General features: G+C 66.7%; 7 protein-coding genes. 2 read left to right on the forward strand and 5 right to left on the reverse strand.

Features of this window, described 5'->3' with window-relative positions; all coding sequences use genetic code 11:
* The first annotated feature begins 189 nt into the window (after positions 1–189).
* Together SH602x_RS06010 and SH602x_RS06015 are read left to right on the forward strand one after the other, a co-directional pair.
* A complete protein-coding gene (locus SH602x_RS06010) occupies positions 190–6,183 on the forward strand; it encodes a hypothetical protein (RefSeq protein ID WP_479475924.1) in 5,994 nt (1,997 codons plus the stop codon).
* Between the two features lie 648 nt (positions 6,184–6,831).
* Positions 6,832–8,883: a rhamnosyltransferase WsaF family glycosyltransferase gene (locus tag SH602x_RS06015; RefSeq protein ID WP_479475925.1), complete on the forward strand. Its 2,052-nt coding sequence runs from the start codon at positions 6,832–6,834 to the stop codon at positions 8,881–8,883.
* Here SH602x_RS06015 and SH602x_RS06020 read toward each other — a convergent pair whose 3' ends face one another.
* From SH602x_RS06020 to SH602x_RS06040, 5 genes are all read right to left on the reverse strand, one after another.
* On the reverse strand, positions 8,884–10,323 hold the full coding sequence (locus tag SH602x_RS06020; RefSeq protein WP_479475926.1) for a DUF1501 domain-containing protein: 1,440 nt from the start codon (positions 10,321–10,323) through the stop codon (positions 8,884–8,886).
* A 2-nt stretch (positions 10,324–10,325) separates the two neighbouring features.
* Positions 10,326–13,373 carry a DUF1549 domain-containing protein gene (locus SH602x_RS06025; protein WP_479475927.1) on the reverse strand — a complete coding sequence of 1,016 codons (3,048 nt, stop codon included), beginning with the start codon at positions 13,371–13,373 and terminating at the stop codon, positions 10,326–10,328.
* An 85-nt stretch (positions 13,374–13,458) separates the two neighbouring features.
* Positions 13,459–14,856, reverse strand: a complete 1,398-nt coding sequence (locus SH602x_RS06030) for a hypothetical protein (protein ID WP_479475928.1) — start codon at positions 14,854–14,856, stop codon at positions 13,459–13,461.
* Positions 14,857–14,989: 133 nt separating this feature from the next.
* Positions 14,990–15,214 carry a hypothetical protein gene (locus tag SH602x_RS06035; protein WP_479475929.1) on the reverse strand — a complete coding sequence of 75 codons (225 nt, stop codon included), beginning with the start codon at positions 15,212–15,214 and terminating at the stop codon, positions 14,990–14,992.
* Positions 15,215–15,408: 194 nt separating this feature from the next.
* The gene (locus SH602x_RS06040) at positions 15,409–16,878 is read right to left on the reverse strand and encodes a RecQ family ATP-dependent DNA helicase (protein WP_479475930.1); all 1,470 of its coding nucleotides are present in this window, start codon (positions 16,876–16,878) and stop codon (positions 15,409–15,411) included.
* Positions 16,879–17,278: the final 400 nt, after the last annotated feature.

A 17,278-nucleotide genomic window follows, 5' to 3' on the forward strand; every position in this document is an offset into this window, starting at 1 on the left:
GGCTGCGCGCAGAGCGGCGCAGGGTATGGGCTCTTCGACCTCAGCGGAACTTACGGCGCCGGCGCCGGTCGTGCCGATCGCTCCTCCGGTAACGAATTCTCTGGCGGAAGGTCGTTCGCCGCTCGATCATGACGGCGGGCCGCGACGTACGATTCGGCGGGGCGAACCTGATCCGAGGAAAGCAGCGGCATGCCGGAAGTGATCTTCGGACTCGCGTGTCTCGCGTTTTTCTGCCTGACGCTGATCGGCGTCGGGTTCGCGATCGGTCGCGTGACGAAGTCCGGCTCCGGCCCTCCGTCGCCCGGTGATCGAACGACGGCCGAGAGCGATCTGCACGCCACGGCGCGGACGCTCCGGCAGCTCTCCGAAGCGGGAATGATCGACCCGGCGCTGCACGCCCGGATGTTGCCCGTACTCCGCGAAGCGCAGTTCCGCCTCGACACGGGCCGGCGTCCCTATCGCACGTCGGCGCCGCCCGAACTGACGCCCGCACGCACTGCGACGCCGCCTCCTTCGCCTGCGGTTCAGGCGGACGTGCTGGAGATCCTGGACGAGACCCCGGAGAAGCCGCCGGTCGCGAGCCCGCCTCCGCTTTTCATCGAATCGGCGGATCAAGTCCGATCGCCGAGCGAGGAGCTTCATCCGCTCGACCGCCCCGATCCCGTTCCGGCCGCGATCGAGCCGACGCCGACCGCGCCGCAGCGGAGACGTCGCGCGCTGGCGGACGTGCTGCATTCGTTTCTGCAGGAAAAGAACATCCGCTGGGGCGAGCTAGTCAGCGGCGTCCTGATTGTAGGCTGCTCCATTGCGCTCGCCATCAGTCTTCGTCGCGAGATCGCAAGCCTGAGCGACCGCTTCATCTATCTGCCCGCCCTGCTCTTCATGCTCGCGACCGCGGCGGTGCATGCCGCGGGCAACTACACGCTTCGCCGGTGGAAGCTCAAGTCGACCAGCCGCGGGGCGCTGATCATCGCGTCGCTGCTGATCCCGATCAACTTCCTGGCCTCGATCGTAGTGACCGGGCCCGAGTCGCGGGAACTGCCGGCGTTTCATCCGCTCTACCTCACCGCGATCAGCGTCGGTCTGCTCTCGTTCGGCGTGATGGCCTTCTTCGCCGGCACCGCGCTGATGCAGGGCGGCTGGTGGCGATTGTGGATCGTGCTGATGGGGACCTCGGCCGGCCAACTGATCGTCAGCCGGACTGTCGAGCGCCAGTCGGACGCCGCAGCGGTGGGAGCGATCGTCGCTCTGCCGCTCGCCGCCTATCTGATCGCGACCGTCAGCCAGTTGATCGTCGCGGTCAGACGGCCGCGGATGACGCCTTCCGTCGTTAATGAAACGCTGCTCGTGCTGGGCGTCGCCACGTTCTCGCTGGCGCCGCCGATCGGACTGCTGCTGTTCGAGGCCGAGTCGGTTCGTCTCGCGTTCGCGTGGTTATCGACGCCGCTCTTCCTGGCCGCGGTCGTCATTCTCGCCACGGGTCTGGCGATCTTTCGTCGCTGCGTGAACAAGAAGCAGGCGCCGCTCCGCGTCGTGGGCGTATCGCTCGCGCTGCTCGGCGGAGCTTCGCTCGTCGCCGCGACGGCGATCGCCTGGCCCTACCCCGAACTGCTCGTCACGGTAGGACTATGCGGTTTCGCGAGCCTGTCGGCGCTGGCGGTCGTGGGGAGGCTCCCGGCGCTGCATATTCCGGCGATCGCCTGCGGCGCCTTGGCGTCCCTTGTCGGGTTTCACCTGCTGCTCGGCTCCTATGCGGGATACGAAGACGCCCTGTCGCGCAGGCTGATCGAACTCCTCTCGACAGGTCGTAGCGCGGTCATTCTCGCCCTGCTCTCGCTGCTGGTCGCCGGCGCGGGCGCCGCGATGTTCCTGCGAAAGCATCGCGAACCCGACTTCAGCTATCTAATCGGGGCGGGAGGGTTGTCGCTGATCAGTCTGGCGGTCGCGTTCGGCGTCGGATTTCTGAGGCGGCCGGAGCTCGAACCCGATCTCGTGACGCCGGTCCTGGCGCTGTACGCCGCCGTCGTTCTGGCGGGCGCCTGGCTGCTTCCGCGAACATCGAAGGATTGGGCGTGGATCCAACCTGCTTCGACGTTCGTCGGTTCGTTCCTGGCGCTCGCGGCCATGGCGCACGGACTGGACTGGAACGCGACCGTGCAGTCCTGGCTGGAAAACGTTTCGGCGCTGCCGGAGCGTCGGGTCGTCACCGCCGCTCTGGCTCACGGCCTGATCGCTTCGATCGCGGCAGCGCTGCTCTCCTTTCGCGAGCGAAGGCCGTCGTTCGCCGAGAAGAGCCCCCGCTGGTTCGGCTTCGTCGTTCCGCTCGCGATCTCGGGACTGATTTCGTCCGTGCTGACCGCGCCGTGGGCGGTCGTCATCATCGAACAACGATTCGGCGATCACGCGTGGTACGTCGCCGCGCTTTCCGCCGTCTGGCTGGCCGGGTCGATCGCCTTGCGTTCGCGGTCGGCGTTCATGGTCTTTCAGTCGGTCGCGACCCTGGGCGTCGTCTTCGCGACCGCGTCGGTCTGCCAGCATCAGTCCTGGTGGACCGGTCGCCTGCTCGAACCGCAGCATGTCCAGGTGCAGTTCGCGACGCTCGCCGCTTGGTGCTTCCTCTGGAGCTCCGGCAGAGTCCTCTTGCGTCAGCGATTCCCGAACGTCGTTCGCAGGACGCGCCTGGCGGAATCCGCGATCGACGAGATGTTGCTGGGCGCCGTGCTGCTTTCGCTGCTCGGAACGGTTCTCGTCGCGTGCGTTCCCGGCATCGCGCAGGAGCTGACGCTGCGACTGAGCCCGCGCTTCCTGAGCGTCGCAACGGCGCAGTCGCTCCTGTCGAACGGCTCCTGGATCGCGCTCGCTCTGACGGCGCTGGCGCTCGTCAGTTCCGCGGTCGAGGCCCGCACGCTCGCGAAGACCTGCGCGATCGTCCTGCTGGGCGCCGTCGTCGCGGCTCTCGTCGGCGGCTTCGGTTACGAACAAGTCGAGGTCGCGTCGCTCCTGCGGTGGTCGTTCGCAGGCATGGGAATCGTGCTGACCATCGCGCTGCTGACGGCGTCGCGATTCGAGGCGAAGATCCGGCCGTTCCTGCCGGGGCGAAGCGCCGCAGCGTTCGCCTCGCACGAGTCGCTGGCCCGAGACTGGACGCTCGCGCTCACGGCGGTTCCCGTCGTCGGGCTGACGACCGTGAGTCTGATCCAGGCAGCGGCAGGCGTCGCGCCGAGCGGTCCGCTCGCGGAGTCGATCTTCGCGAACATGGGAGCCGAGCTTTCGTTCGGCGTGCCGCTCGGTCTGCTCGTGGCGATCTTCGTCGCTCACGCGATCCGGGCGAAGAACCCGCAACTGATGGTCGCCGGTTCGCTCACGTTCCAGTACCTGGTCAACCTCGGCTACTTTCTGCCGATCCTGAAGTCGGGCGGCGCCTCGTGGGACTGGCCGATCGTCATCGGCTGCCTGCAATGGAACGCGCTCGGTCTGGCTGCTTTCGCGCTGCTTTGGCTGGGTCTGCGACCGCTGATCGAACCGCAGCGGCGACTCGTGCGAATCGCAGGCGCCGAAGGCTGTCTCGCGGCCCAGGTTTTCACGTCGGTCGGCGCTTCCGCGGCGATCGCTGCGCTGGCGACGGGAGCGACGATCGCGGTTCCGAACGATCTGACCGATTTTCTCACGCTCGGCGCCTGGCCCAGTTTCGTCGCCTGCATCGCGAGCTTCGGCGCTCTCGCCTGGATGACTGGCGCCCGGTGGAACGGGCTCGGCTTCTCGGTCGCGACCGCCGCGCTCGTCTCCCTCTGCGGACCTTCGGCAATCGCCCTCGAGGACCTGCCCGGCGACTGGAGAGCGTTTCATGCACTGACGGTCGCCTGGCTGATCGTCGGCGCGCTGACGCTCGCAGCGAGCTGGATCCCGCAACGACTCGGCTTCGCCGGACGGACTCGCCTCGCTGCGGTCGCGTGGAGTTCGGGTCTGACCGTCGCGTCGATTCTGCTGGCGCTGCGCGGGGCTCCGTTCGACCCCCAGGCGCCCTGGAGTTCGTTCGGCGCCTTGCTCGCGACGACGGCGCTCGCGACGGCTCTCGGCTTTCGCACGCGACGTCATGCGTTCGCTTACGCCTCCGCCTTCACGGCCTGCGCCGCGGCGACGATCGCCTGGACCTACTCCTGGCCGACCGGGGAGCTTCAGGGCGTCGTCGATCTGCTGCAACTCAACGTGCTCGCTTTGATCGCCGTGTCGACTATCTGGCTATTCGCCGAAATCCGCGAGCAAACCGCGTTCGGGCGCGACTTCTTCCGCTTCGTCCGCTTTCCGGCGCTGCATCGGACCGGCGCGGTCTCGGCGGTCGCGGTCCTGCTCTTCGTCGGCTTCGTGGGCTTCGTCCTTTCCGGATTGCTCACCGCGCCGCGGAGCGCCCTCGACGTTTCGAACTGGCTCGGCTGGACGGCGCTGATCGCGGCAGGAGCCTTGAGCGTCGCGTGTCTGTGGGACCGCCGGATGCAGTTCGCGATTCCGGCGCTGTACGGCTGGGGGATCGCGACGCTGCTGATCGCGCTCGATTTCGCCGACGCGCGGATGGACCTCGATCGACCGACCGTCTTCGTCATCGCCGGCTTCCTGCTCGCGACGTACGTCGGACTGACCGGTCGACTCTGGCGTCAGGGGGCGGAACTGGCCGCGCTGGGCGATCGACTGGGGATGGCGGATCCCGTCGCTCAACTGCGCCGGACGGCGGTGTGGCTGCCCGCGCTCACGCTGTTGATCGCGGTCGCGACGGTCGTCACCGACACGCTCGTCGTCGTGAGCTTTCCCGAACGCTGGATGCGAGTCGCGGCGGCCTGCGGACCGGCGTTGCTCGCCTACGGCATCGGCTGTCTGGCGCAGCAGGATCGCCGGACGGCTTTGCAGTACGTCAGTCTTACCCTCGCGAGCTTCTCCGCGTTATTGATCGCCTGGGCGGATATCGAACCAGCCTGGCGCGAGACGCTGGTTCTGGAACGCGTCGTGCGCCTGCTGGTGGTGTTCGCTGCGCTGGCGTTCGCGTTCGCCGTCCCGGTAGCCCGACTGGCACGCTTCCGGGGGAGCGACTGGCTGCCCGCCGTGGAGCGGATGGCGACGCTCTGCGGCGTCGCCGCGATCGCCGCGTTCGCCGGCACGCTGGCGCTCGAAGTGGCCTACTTCGAGCCGGGGATCGGCGTACCGTTCGGACATCCCTATCAGATCGTCGCCGTCGCGGTCGTGTCGGTCGCGCTGATCGTCGCGTTCCTCGCGATGGCCCTTTCGCCGCGGCTCGATCGCCTGTCGCTCTCCGAAACCCAACGGGAGTTCTACGTCTACGGCGCCGAACTCGTCGCCGCAGGCCTCTTCGCGCACGTCTACCTTTCGTACCCGCATCTGTTCGGGACGCTGAAGCCCTACTGGCCCTACATCGTGGTCGGCATCGCCTTCGCCGGCGTCTTGCTCGGCGAGGCCCTTCAGCGGGCGGGAATCGGAACGCTGGCTCGTCCCTTGCAACGGACGGGCGGGCTGTTGCCGTTGCTCCCGGCGCTCGGCTGGTGGCTCAATCCGGCCCTCGGCATCGACGCGGCGGGACACTACGCCCTGCTGCTGTTCTTCGCCGGATTGCTCTACGCCACGCTGAGCCTGATGCGCCGCTCGTACGTCAGCGGCATCGCGGCGGCGATCGCGTGCAACGGCGCGCTCTGGGCGTTGCTCGCGGATTACGAACCGCTGTCGCTCCTCCGGCACCCGCAGACCTGGCTGATTCCGCCCGCGCTGACGACGCTGGTCGCGGCGCAGTGGCTGCGTCGACAGTTGACCGACGCTCAGCTCGCCGCCATTCGGTATCTCTGCCTGATCGTGATCTACGTCAGTTCGACGGCCGACATCTTCATCGGCGGTATCGGCGACAACCTCTGGGAACCGATGGCGCTGGCGACGCTCTCCGTGCTCGGCGTCTTCCTCGGCATCGGGTTGCAGATCCGGGCGTTCCTCTACCTGGGATCGTCGTTCACGTTCCTGGCCGTGGTGTCCATGGTCTGGCATGCCTACGACAACGTCGGGCATGTCGGCATCTGGTGGGCCTTCGGAATCGTGCTCGGCCTGTCGATCCTCGTCATTTTCGGCATCTTCGAGAAGAACCGGGCGGAGCTCACGCGAATCGTGCAGACGATGCGGTCCTGGGAACCCTGAGCGCTCGACGAACCGGCACGGCAGCTGCCCCCACCGTGTTGGGGGACGGCTCGGTGCGGATGGTGCGGAACGACATCAATCTCGACGTCCATCGCCGAGCGGAATCGATCGCCGACGGCGAACCGGTCTCCCGCAGCGAGTTGTAACTCTAGTCGTCGCTCCCGGCCGTCCCTTTAGCCCATCCGTCCGCACCGTCCCGATCGCGACGATCGGCAGGACCGTCGGCCAGGATCGCGTCCGGCGCCCGACCGGACGCTGAGCGCCCGACATGCCCGCCGGCGCGATGTATGTATAGTCGTTCGGTCGGGGGACGCTCTCCGCCGTACCGACCCCCGCATTGGACCTGCGACCTTTTTCGACGTGACGTGCGCCATGTCGATTCCGCTCTCGGCGCGGTCGCGATGCGGCGTCTGACGCTTTCGCCCGACGAATACAGCGAAGCGGAATTGCGGAGCTTTCTTGATTACTATGTCCTGCTCGAACGGTGGCGTTCGGCCTCTCCCGGCGCCGCGTTTCACGTTCGACGGAGCTGCCGACCCACGACGAGCGGGAGGCGGCCTTGGGCGATTCGAAGACCATTATTCGTGACGTATTGCTTCGCTTCGCTGAACGAGCCTCCGGGCTTGATACTACGACGGAGACTTGATCTTGCAACGAGCGGACGGAAAAAAAAGCGGCGCCATCAGCGATCGACCGCAGGCCGCCTTCGACGCGGATTACTTCGTCAGCATCGCGGCGAGCGCGGGCGTGACGCCGGCGCTCGATACGCGCACGGCCGTCGCGCGCTACCTCGACGAGCCGGAACTTCGACGCTGGAGTCCGAATCGACTCTTCGACGAACTCTGGTATCGCACGCAATATCCGCGCATCGGAGAGTCGGTGCTGGAAGGAAGACTGATCTCAGGCTTCTGGCATTACTGCACCCGCGGCTTCGACATCGGCTTCCTGCCCAACGCGACGTTCCACGCCCAGGCGAAGCAGGTCCGCCCCGAGGCGCCGGCGAAGGCCGATGATTTCGATCGCCTGACCTACCTCCGGGCCTATCCCGAAGCGGAGTCGATTCTCGACGAGTTTCCGTTCTTCGACCCCGTGGGCGCCTTCAACGCGATCGGACGCTTCATCGGGCATCGCATGTCCGAGAAGGAACGCGTCAATGCGCTGATCGCCCGGTCGTTCGACGCGAACTTCTACCGTACTACCTACGGCATGCCGGGACTGAGCGACGAGGAAGCGCTCGCGCACTATCTCGAAGTCGGCGCCGAGGAAGGCCGCTCGCCGTCGAACGACTTCGACGAAGCTTGGTATCTCTCGTTCTACAAGGATCTGCGCGACGCGAAGAAGGACGGCAAGATCAAGAGCGGCTTCGCGCACTATCTCGTGTCCGGAGAGCGCGAACTTCGCCTTCCCAAGCACGACATGCAGGGCGCGCTCGAAGCCGCCGCGCCGGGCGTCACCGAGCCGACGCTCGTTAAGAACGTGCGCGCGCTCGACGTGCGTCTGCGACCGCTTCCCGCCGACGTCGATCCCGACGCGCCGCGCACCTTCTGGATCATCTGTCCGCGGCTCAACCCGGACCTCGTCTTCGGCGGGTACAAGGCGCTGTTCGAACTGGTGCGGCGGCTGAAGCCCTACCTCCGCGAGCGCGGGATGAAGATGGGTTTCATCCTGACCGAAGAGCAGGCGAATCGGGAATACGTCCTGTTTCGCTACAAGAACCGCCCCGCCGATCTGGAACTGTTCGGCGACGTCCCGATCCTCTCGATCTTCGAGGTCGATTCGATCCGGATGAGCCCGCGAGATCGCTTCCTGACGTACTCCTGCTGGGACGCCTGGTACGGCAAGGCGTACGCCGCGGAGACGGACGAGCCGAAGTTCCTCTCGCTGATCCAGGAGTACGAGCCGGTCTTCCACGCCCATGGCTCGTTCCACGCGACCATGGACGCGGCGTTCCGTCTGCCGCAGTATCCGATCTTCAACAGCGTCGCCCTGCGCGACTACTTCGTCCGTCACCGACTCGGGGTCTTCGGCAACGGCACGACGCTGCGGGAGGACGTCGACTACGGCGTGTTCGAGCACGTGCCGACGAACCTGCCGCTGCAGTCCGTCGAATCGATGTCGTCGCGCCGCGACAAGTGGGCGCTGTTCTATGCCCGGCCCGAATCGCATGCGATGCGGAATCTCTTCGAAATCGAAGTGCTCGGGCTGCAGAAGGCGTGCGAGGCGGGCGTCTTCGACGAGACCTGGAACTTCATGGGGCTGGGCGCTCTCTCCGATCACCGCCCGCTCGAACTGGGCGGCGGACATACGCTCGAACTCAAGGCCAAGCTGCCCGAGGACGAGTATCGCGAGTTCATCCAGAAGCTCGACATCGGCGTGAGCCTGATGTACGCGCCCCATCCGAGCGTCGTGCCGTTCGAATTCGCCGCGACGGGGGCGACCGTGATCACCAACCGTTTCGACGGACGCGACGACGCCTTCTTCGCGAGCGTCTCCTCGAACATCATCGCCTGCGAGCCGTCGATCGACGGCGTCGCCGACGCGTTGGCCGAGGCGGTCTCCCGTCAGTCGCTCTACCAGCAGCGACACGACCACGCGCTGCATCTGGGATCGCATTCGTGGCCCGAGGTCTTCGACGCGGCGTTCATCGACCGGCACTTCGGCTGGGCGGTCGAAGGCAAGACGGTGGCTTCGGCCTCCTGATCACGCCAGGATGTCGCGCACGACGCGGCCATGGACGTCGGTCAGCCGACGGTCGATGCCGCTCGTCCTGAAAGTCAGCTTCTCGTGGTCGACCCCGAGAAGATGCAGGATCGTGGCGTGCAGGTCGTAGCAGTACGTCCTCCCCTCGGCTGCCTGGTAGCCGAGGTCGTCGCTGCGCCCGTACGTCACGCCGGCCTTGACGCCCGCGCCCGCCAGCCAGGTGACGAAGGCGCCGCCGTTGTGATCGCGCCCCAGGCTTCCCTGGGCGAACGGCGTCCGGCCGAACTCCGTCGTCCAGATCACGAGCGTATCCTCGAGCAGCCCCCGCGCGTTCAGATCCTGAACGAGCGCGGCGATCGGCTGATCGACGCTTTTCGCGATAGGGGGCAGCTCCTTCGTGATGTCGCCGTGGTTGTCCCAGTTGTCGACCGCGCCTTGCGGTCCGCTCCAGACCTGCACGAACCGCGTCCCCCGTTCGAGCAGTCGTCGAGCCAGCAGGCACCTCCTTCCGAAGTCCTGCGTCTCAGGCGCGTTCAGGCCGTACGCCTCGTGCGTCGTCGTCGTTTCCCGCGAGAGATCGAACGCCTCGGGCGCGCTCAGTTGCATTCTGGCCGCCAGTTCGCCGGCGACGACGCGTGCCTCCAGCCGCGAATCGTCGGGTCGCGCTTCGGCATGCGACCGATTGATCCGCTGCAACAGCGCGACGGTGTCCGCATCGGCCTCGCCGCGAGCGAACGCGTATTCCGGCTCGGCGAACAGTCGCGGGATCGGTTCGGGCGCGGAGGCGTCGACGACCGTCCCCTGATGCCGGGCGGGAAGAAAGCCCGCGCTGAAGTTCGCCTTCTGGTTGTAAGGCAGGCCCCGCGCGTCGGGCAGCACGACGAAGTCGGGCAGGTCCTTCGACAGGCTGCCGAGGGCGTAGGAAATCCACGCGCCCATGCAGGGAAACCCGGGCAGCGTGAAGCCCGTGTTCATCATGTAGCTGGCCGGCCCGTGGACGTTGGTCTTGCTCGCCATCGCCATCAGGAACGCGAGGTCATCGACGATCTTCGCCTGGTGCGGGAAGACCTCGCTGACCCAGCGGCCTGACTCGCCATGCTGCGCGAACTTATAGGGACTTTTCATCACCGCGCCGGGCGCGCCGGTGAATCCCTCTGGCTTTTCCTTCGGGCCGAGCGCCTGTCCGTGCAGCCGTTCGAGCTCGGGTTTGTAGTCGAACGTGTCCATGGGGCTGGCGCCGCCGTTCATGAACAACTGAATGACGCGTTTCGCCCGCGCCCGATGGTGCAGTCCGCCGTTCAGGTCTCCGACCGGCGCTTCGTCCGCGTTGGCTTCGTTTCCCAGCCAGTGAGCCAGCGCGACAAGGCCGAAGCCTCCGCCTGCCCGGGCGAGGAAGGCTCGCCGTGACGACGCTTCGCTGTCTGACTGCGCACGATGCATGATCAGTCCAGGAAAAGGAATTCGTCGCTGTTGAACAGCGCCCGGCAGACGGCCTCCAGCCCATGCTTCTCCGCGAGCGTCGTGAACTGCTCGGATTCTTCGTTCGTCGGCTCCCTCAGCCACGTTCGACGAACGACCTCGCGTACCTGCGCGGCCAGCTCCTCGCGCTCGGCGCGAACCTGCTCGGCCAGGCGCTTCGCATGGTGCAGCACGAAACGATCGTTCAGCAGCGCCAGCGACTGCAGCGGCGAAGCGGAGAAGCTCCTCGTCTGCGCGGGAAGTCCGAGATCGGGGAAGTCGAGAGCGTCCATCAGCGGATCAGGGATGCCGCGCCACACAACGCGATAGACGCTCCGCCGCGTCGCGCCGGGACGGTCCCAGTCGAATCCGTCGTAATCCACCTTCGGCGTCATCTGCGGACCGGGGCTGGTGGAGAAGAGCTGCACGCCCGGTCCTCCTGCCGACAGATCGAGCCGGCCGCTCGCCGTCAGGACGGCATCGCGGAACCCTTCCGCATCGAGCCGACGTCGCGATCCCCGGGCGAGCAGGCGGTTATCGGGATCCCGGGCGAGATCCTCGTCGTCCTGACAGGCGGAGGATCGACGATAGGTGTCGCTCGTGCAGATCGCCCGGTGCAAGGGCTTCAGCGTCCCGTCGCCGTCCCGCAGTTCGCACGCGAGCCAGTCGAGCAGTTCCGGATGCGTCGGCGGACTTCCCATCCGCCCGAAGTCGCTGGGCGTGTCGCATAGTCCGCGCCCGAAGTGAAAGCCCCAGACGCGATTCGCCGCGCTCCGCCAGGAGAGCGGATTCTGCGGATGGACGATCCAGTCGGCGAGAGCCGCGCGACGCTGCGCCTCCGCGTTCGAGGTCGCAGCCTCTTCAAAGCGCGCTGGCAATGCGGTCACCGCCGAGAGCGCCCCCGGCCCGACGGGATCGCCCGGCTTGTCGAGGTCGCCCCGCTTCAGCAGGCGGATCGTCTTCGGCTCCGCAAGGTGAACGACGCCGCGTTCGTTTTCCACGTTCGACCCTGCGGCGTAGACCTTTGCCCGGGGCGGCAACGCGGCCAGTTCTCGCTCGACGCGAACCTTCAGAATCGCCGCAGCGAGCGCGGTCTGCTCCTCCGGCATGCGCTGGCCGGGCGCTTTCGATGCCGCGGCTTCGGCGTCGGCAGGCAACGCCGCGAGCGACAGGTCCGACGCATCCGTCAGCGTCAACGCGAAACGACCGATCACGTGACCGCCGCCATGCAGTTGCTTCAGCGTCAGCGCCAGTTTCGTCCCTGGCTCAAGCGTGAGCGGCGACTCCAGAACGAAGACCGCATAATGAGGCGTGCCGACCGCCGGATGAATGCCCCAGGCGGTCTTCAGATCGCCGTCGATCGCGTGCTGGCTGGTCCATCCGGCTTGATCGAAGTCAGCCGAGGCGCTGGCGATCTTGATCGCCCGACCTTCGGTTCCGCCGGGCGGAAACGCGCGCAGTTCGATCTCGCTCAGATGCAGGTTGCCGTTGTCCATCCGCCCGGGACCCTGCATTGGCAGCGATGCGTCGGTCAGCACGTCGAGGCGCACCGCCGTGATCCGCGGCAGCGCGCTCGTCCCGGTCAGCGCCATGATCTCGGTATCGGGCCGGGTTCCCGAGGAAAGGAGGGACCCGTCGTCCAGTCGCTTCAATTCGGCGCCGCCGGCAGAGACGAACGTCTCGACCTTCCACGGGCTCCAGACCGACGCCGATCCGCGATCCGCTTCACCCTCGGCGACGAGCCGCCGGTTCTCTTCGCTCAGCAGGACCGACGCGTCGCGACGCTCCGCCGCGAGCTTCAGGGCGGTCCATCGCGTCCGCGCTTCCGCGACCGCGGGGTCGGCGTCGAACTCGACGTCGCCCTTGGCCACGCCGGCGAACACGGCCTGGAGCGAGTAGTAATCTTCCTGAGAAATGGGGTCGAACTTATGCGCGTGACAGCGAGCGCAGTTCGCCGTGACGCTGACGAAGGCGCCCGTCGTCTGCGTCACCAGGTCGTCGCGATCGAGATTCTCGAACGACATCGGCGCCGTCGCCGCCGCGCTGTGGTCGTAGGGTCCTGCGCCGAGAAATCCGAGCGCCGCCGTTCGGTCAGGCGACTCCGGATAGAACGCGTCTGCCGCGAGTTGCTCCCGCACGAAGCTCGTCCAGGGAACGTCGCGATTGAAGCTCTCGATGACGTAGTCGCGGTAGCGCCAGGCGTGGGGACGGAAGGCGTCGTGCTCGAACCCGTGCGTGTCGGCGAAGTGAACGACGTCGAGCCAATGCCGGGCCCAGCGTTCGCCGTAACGAGGCGACGCAAGAAGTCGATCGACGAGCCGCTCGTACGCGTCGGGTCGATCGTCCAGGAGAAACGCAGCGACCTCCGCCGGGGTCGGCGGCAGACCGTGCAGATCGAACGTCAACCGGCGGATCAGATCCCGGCGGTCGGCCTCCGGCGACGGCGTCAGCCCCTCGGTCGCGAGTCGCTCGTTCACGAACGCGTCGATCGGATTGGCCCCGGCGTACGCAGGCACGACCGGCAGCGTCAGCGGTTGCAGCGACCACCAGTCGCCTGCTGCGGCAATCGCTTCGGCCTCGGGCATGATCGACCGAGGATCCGCGGCGCCCTGCTCGACCCACCGCACGAGCGTTGCGATCTCGGCGTCGGGAAGCTTCTCCTCCGGCATCTGCAGGTCGAGGTCTTCATGCCGGACGGCGCGGAGCAGCAGGCTCTTCGCCGCATCGCCCGGAATGATCGCCGGCCCGCGATCGCCTCCTTCTTCCCACCCCTTCCGCCAGTCGAGCGCCAGTCCTCCCTGCATCTCCCGCGCGGCATGTGAATGGCACTCATAACAGCGCTGCCGCAGGATCGGTTCTACCTGCTCCCGGAAAATGTTCGCCCGCTCGTCGCCGTACGCCGAAGCGCCGGGCAAGAGCAGCATCAGCACGAGCGCCGCGAAGACGACGCCGGAGCGGCGTCGACAGAGGGGCGCCCGGGCGTCCGCCAGAGAAGCGGCGAGGGCGTGAGCCGCCTGCAGGCGAGTCTGCATGGGGCGTCCGATTCGGCGGCGGGAGAAGGCGGGAAGGCGTCTCGCACTCTAGGTCAGCGCAAGAGCGCACGCAACAGTAACGGCCTTACAACGTCAGCTTAGACTTCCCTTTCGGCAGGTCGAAGCAGACCACGGCTCCCTCCTTGGAACGGAGCCAGCATCCCGCGTCGAGGGCTCGCGGTTCGCCCGCTTCATTGAACTCCACGACGTCGCTTCCCGCGGTCAGTCGGGGCGGAGCGTTCCTTTGTCCCGCGATGCGCATCGTGAAACCGGGACACGCGAACGGGGCGTCGATCGCGATCCCTTCGGGGCCGCGAACGATGGAGGTCAGTTCCTTCGCGGCCCAGTAGCGGGCGATCTCGCTCAGCTTCATCCAGAGCGTGCGATCGGCGAAGCGACGATTCAGCGACAGGACGACGCGTTGAAAACTGTGCAGGCCTTCTTTCGTGCCGTTGCTGTAGATGCCGGGCCAGTGGCAGAGCATCAGCGCGGGCTGCCCCTTCTCGATCAGTTCGACCATCCGTCCGCTCGTGGCGTCTTCGCTCGCGTACAGATCAGGCTGCGAAGGAGTGTCGCCCTGCCAGCCGCCGAACCAGTCGCCCGTACCGGCAGGAACGTTCACGGTCAGTCGCAAGTCGTCAGTTCCGACGCCGGAGACATGCTCCAGCATCGGTTCCGTGCTTCCGTCCCCGTCGATGACGTACTTGAAGTAGTGCGGAATCTCGGTCGCGTAGACGTCCCGCACCGCCTGCTGCACGGCCAGCGACAACTCCGACTTGATCAGGTTCCCGAAGCCGCCCGGCGTAGTGACGCCTTCGCAGGGCAGGTCGCAGTTCTTCAGGATCTTCAGCGCGTAGGCGAGGTACTCCGCCATCTCGCCCGCGCTCTTGGGCTGCCGGGGATAGGAGTTCTCCATCGTGGCGGGGCTGATCTCCTCGAAGGGGCGACCCGTCTTGAGATCGATCACCCGCGTGTGCGTGATCATCTCGGGATGGATGTCCCAGTTCGGGACCATCAGTTCCCGCACCAGTTTCAGGCTGTTCTGCAAGTCGCTTCGCGACCAGCCGGGAAGCTCGCGATCCATCCAGCCGACGCAGGCAGGATTCGGCACGATGCTGTACTTCCCTTTGACGCCGTGCTCGCCGCACCATTCGCCGAACTCGCGCACGAAGGAGTCGGGAATCTCCCGCGGCCAGGAGCGCCAGTCCTTCTGATACTCCTCGCGATCGGGATAGCACGCTAGAAACTGCGGCGTGCAGAAGTGACCCATGTTCACCAGGCACGTCGAGTCGTCGATGATGAACGACAGCGGTATGCGATCGCGCGGGTACAGGACCTCGATCCCCTCGCTTCGCAGGACGCCGTCCACGCCCGCAGCTTCGTCAGCCGCGAGCAGCAGCGGTCGTCCGAACGGGACGCTCATTCCCGCCCCGGCGAGCAGCGCCGAGTAACGAAGCCAGTCCCTGCGCGTAATCTGCCGCATCGCCGTCGCTCCCGGATTCGACCGTTCGGGAACGCGTGCCGGCCGCCTCGCCGCTCGCGTTCATGCGACCAGCGTACGCTGCCTGCCCGCCGGAGTCACGTAGTTCGGCGGTGCAGGGAGAAGCGATCGACCCTCAGATTTCGTAGACGTCGGCGCCGAGGAGCCGGCTCAGTTCGCCGTCCCGCTCGGTTTGAGCGAGCGCCGCCCGGAAGGCGTCTTCGAACGTGGTCAAGACCGTCGGCTCGACGGGCCGCACCGCGCTGCCGAGCGAGGCGGCAGCGGTCGGGAGCGAGACGATTCGCGGGGATCCGGTCGCCGACCGAACTTCGAACCGGCGAAGCGTATTCGGGTGGAGCATCGAACGGTCGGCTGCGTCGCCGGCATAGGCTTCGGATTTCGAGGCGCTCGGAACTTATCGTTCCCGCCGCGATCGGAAGCCCATCGAAAGGGACTCGCGGTCGCCGAGCGATTTTGAAGTCGCCCCTGCCTTCGTTACGCGCCGCAAGGTTTAACGCCTAAATCGGATTTCCCCGCCGGCGCGCCTGTCGCGCATCACGCGGCTTCGCCGGTCGCTCGAACCGGCGAGCAGTTGTCGCAACAGCCGCAGCCAGCGTCCGGCAGCCCGTTTCCGCCGAAGTAGTCGATCATCGCCCGCCAGCGGCACTTCGACGACTCCGCATACTCGCCCATCTGGCGCTGGCGAAGGAGATCGCGCTCTTGCCGGTCCTGGTAAGACTGACCCGCCCGGGCGAGGTCCTCTCGCGAGAGTCCCTTCTTCAGCAACCGGTACCGGCGTCCCGCTTCGCTGCGGACGATGCCGCGGTTGGCGAAGAGCGCCAGGCAAACCTGCATCCGCGTCTTCGCCAGCGGCGAGCGCGCGTGAATCTCGTCCGCGGTCGACGCCTCGGTCTCTTCGGCGAGCAATTCGAGCGCGTGGTACGCGTTGACCAGATCGCCCTCGTCAGGGTAGCGCCGCCCCTGGAAGAACTTCTGCAGCTTCTGGTCGGCAGGATCGTACAGCAGCGTGCAGCAGGCCGGTTCGCCGTCGCGCCCTGCCCTGCCCGCCTCCTGGTAATACGCTTCGATGTTGCCCGGCAGGTGATAGTGAATCACATAGCGAATGTCCGCCTTGTCGATGCCGAGCCCGAAGGCGTTCGTGGCGACCATCGCTTTCAGGTCGCCCGCCATGAAGCGATCCTGAGCCGCGGTCCGGCGTTTGGCGCCCAGCCGACCGTGATAAGCCTCGACGTCGTGCCCGTCGGTCGTCAGCGCGTCGGCGATCTGATTCACCGCCTGCACCGTCGCCGCGTAGATGATTCCGGTCCCGTCGGTCTCCGCGAGCAGCGCCCGAAGTTGCGCCATCTTTTCGTCGTCCCCCACGACCGGGCTGACGACCAGTTCGAGGTTGGGGCGGAAGAACCCGGTATGGACGACCTCGGCGTCCGGGATGCGGAGCTGGTCGAGAATATCGTCGACCACCTCGGTCGTCGCGCTCGCCGTGAGCGCGAGCACGGGCGGCCTGCCCAAGTCGGCGATCGCTTCGCCCAGCGACAGAAACTCGGGACGGAAGTCGTGCCCCCACTGACTGACGCAGTGCGCCTCGTCGACGACGAACAGATCGATCGGCTGACGTTTGAGAAGATCGCGAAACTCCGGAATCGCGATCCGCTCCGGCGTGACGTAGACGAAGGCGAATCGCCCTTCCGCGATGCGGACTTCGACGTCGCGCAGCTCCGCGGCTGACAGGGCGCTGTTCACCGCGACCGCGCTCACGCCCCGTTCGCGCAGTCGATCGACCTGATCCTTCATCAGGGCGATCAGGGGGCTGACGACGATCGTCGTCCCCTCCAGTTCCAGCGCCGGCAGTTGAAAGCAGACGCTCTTGCCCGAGCCGGTCGGCATCACGACGAGGGTATCGTTCCCCTGCATCGCGGAACGCACCGCCTCGATCTGACCGGGCCTGAACGAGCGAAAGCCGAACCGCTCGTGCAGTCGCGTACGCAGTTCCTTCGTCGCCGTCATCAGCCGCTGTTTCAGAGGAAGGGAGGGGCGGCTGTCGCGGGGTCGCTCGCAGCCGAATCGCTCGTTCGCAAACGGCGGGCCGATGATCGGCGAAGGCGTTCAGCGCCGCTACTGCTACGCTCCGCGGGCGGAGCCGACGGAAAACTCCGGTCGGGTACGGAGCCGCGAGGCGAATTCCAGACCGATCGACTTCCACGGGAGCGAACTGACGCCTTCGCACTCCGCCATCGGCGAACCGAACGTCGGTAATCCGCAGCGGCAAGTCGCTCCCGTATCTCAAGGCGATTCCGACGCCTACCGCAAAGGACGGGCCGACCTAGAATTGAATGACCGGACCCTGGGCAGGGGAGACGGCGAGCGAACATCCAGCGTGCAGCGTTGATGGCAAGACAACCGTTTG

The organism is Lignipirellula cremea, from assembly GCF_056501455.1.

Bases quoted from the DNA above. Each gene is read 5' to 3' on its own strand.
- SH602x_RS06040 (WP_479475930.1), bottom strand. From the start codon at position 16,878: ATGACGGCGACGAAGGAACTGCGTACGCGACTGCACGAGCGGTTCGGC.
- SH602x_RS06025 (WP_479475927.1), bottom strand. From the start codon at position 13,373: ATGCAGACTCGCCTGCAGGCGGCTCACGCCCTCGCCGCTTCTCTGGCG.
- SH602x_RS06010 (WP_479475924.1), top strand. From the start codon at position 190: ATGCCGGAAGTGATCTTCGGACTCGCGTGTCTCGCGTTTTTCTGCCTG.
- SH602x_RS06020 (WP_479475926.1), bottom strand. From the start codon at position 10,323: ATGCATCGTGCGCAGTCAGACAGCGAAGCGTCGTCACGGCGAGCCTTC.
- SH602x_RS06035 (WP_479475929.1), bottom strand. From the start codon at position 15,214: ATGCTCCACCCGAATACGCTTCGCCGGTTCGAAGTTCGGTCGGCGACC.
- SH602x_RS06030 (WP_479475928.1), bottom strand. From the start codon at position 14,856: ATGCGGCAGATTACGCGCAGGGACTGGCTTCGTTACTCGGCGCTGCTC.